Below are 1,732 nucleotides of genomic sequence, written 5' to 3'. Positions count from 1 at the left end.
GCACCCGACCTAATTCGGTGTTAAGAGGCGGTCCCGACGGGCCTACCAGTCCCGGGACTGTTCGAGTACAGGGCATGCAGCGCAGGCTCTCATTCGGTCCTCACGTCTGGCCGAAGAGCGGCGTGCGGGTCTTGTGCTCGGTGGTGGCGGTTGCCTGACCTCCGTGCGTATGTCTTCACCCGACCCGGCCTTGACGCCTCGGTTGAGATCGGCAGCGTTCGGTGTCTTCGCGGCCGCCGCCACCTGCTTCTGTGCTGGCTCGTTGGCATTCGTGGTGCGAGCCCGCTGCACGGTGATCTCTCGATATACCCGGGCCGTCTGAGCTCCCGGTCAGGCCGAGACCCGTGGGGCGTGCTGGTGCCACGAACGGCTGGTGAGGTGTCGGACCGCCCCGAGAGGTCGAGTCCTGGAATTAGGTCGCTGCGTGGCCCGCGTGCGCTCGTGACCAGCGCAAACACCCGCGCTTAGGGGAGGAATCACTTGATCTACTGCGGAATCGACTGGGCGGAGAAGACGCACGACGTTGCCCTGGTCGACGACTCCGGGCAGTTGCTGGCCAAGCGCCATATCACCGACGACACGGCTGGCTATCAGCTGCTGCTGGAGCTGCTCGCCGAGTACGGCGATGGCGAAGACAACCCGATCCCGGTGGCCATCGAGACCTCCCGGGGACTGCTGGTGGCCATGCTGCGGACCGGCAAGCGCAAGGTGTTCGCGATCAATCCCATGGCCGCCGCACGCTACCGTGACCGGCACAGCGTCTCGCGCAAGAAGTCCGACCCGGGCGACGCCCTGGTGCTGGCGAACATTCTGCGCACCGACATGCACGCTCACCGCCCCCTGCCCAACGACTCCCACCTCGCTCGTGCGATCGCTGTCCTGGCCCGCGCACAGCAGGACGCGCTCTGGAACCGGCAGCAGATTGCCAACCAGCTCCGTTCCCTCCTGCGGGAGTACTACCCGGCCGCCTTGGACGCCGTCGCCAAGTGGGAGAACGGCCTGTGCCGTCCCGAGGCGCGCGAGCTCCTGAAAGCAGCCCCAACGCCTTCTCGGGCCGCACGGCTGACCCGCACCCAACTGCAGGCCGCCCTCAAGCGGGCTGGCCGTAAGCGCAGCATCGACGCGGAGGCGGACCGTCTCCGTGACGTCTTCCGCGCGGAGTGGACCCACCAGCCGCCGCTGATCGAGGAGGCGCTCGGCAAGCAAATGCTCGCCCTCCTCATCCAGCTGGAGGCCGCCTGCACCGCCGCCGACAACCTCGCCAAGGCGGTGGGAGAAGCGTTCCCTCAACACCCGGACGCCGAGATCCTGTTGAGCTTCCCCGGGCTCGGCATCCAGCTCGCCGCCCGGGTCCTGGCTGAGATCGGGGACGACCGCACACGCTTCGCCGACGCCCGCGGCCTCAAGGCATACGCCGGCTCCTCGCCGATCACCAGGGCCTCCGGCAAGAAGTCGTCCATCACACGGCGGTGGGTGAAGAACGACAGGCTCAACCACGCCGGCTATCTGTGGGCCTTCGCCTCACTACGGGCGTCCGTCGGAGCTAACGCCCACTACCGGCGACGACGTGAGCACGGTGACTGGCACGCAGCCGCCCAGAGGAACCTCTTCAACCGCATGATCGGCCAGCTCTACCACTGCCTCCAGCACCGCAAGTTGTTCGACGAAAACACCGCCTTTCCCACCGAGCTGGCCGCCGCAGCTTGACCGCATAACAACGTGAGGTGTCTCA

The 1,732-nt window shown here is 67.1% G+C and carries 1 protein-coding gene; it reads left to right on the top strand.

The genetic code is table 11. The features are described 5' to 3' along the window. Positions 1-480 precede the first annotated feature (480 nt). Positions 481-1,707 carry an IS110 family transposase gene (locus ACWD3E_RS43255; RefSeq protein ID WP_451392938.1) on the top strand — a complete coding sequence of 409 codons (1,227 nt, stop codon included), beginning with the start codon at positions 481-483 and terminating at the stop codon, positions 1,705-1,707. Positions 1,708-1,732 lie beyond the last annotated feature (25 nt).

The organism is Streptomyces sp. NPDC002676 (genome assembly GCF_053592455.1).
The sequence above is the reverse complement of the archived record's forward strand: the minus strand, read 5'-3'. Positions and strand labels throughout refer to the sequence as shown.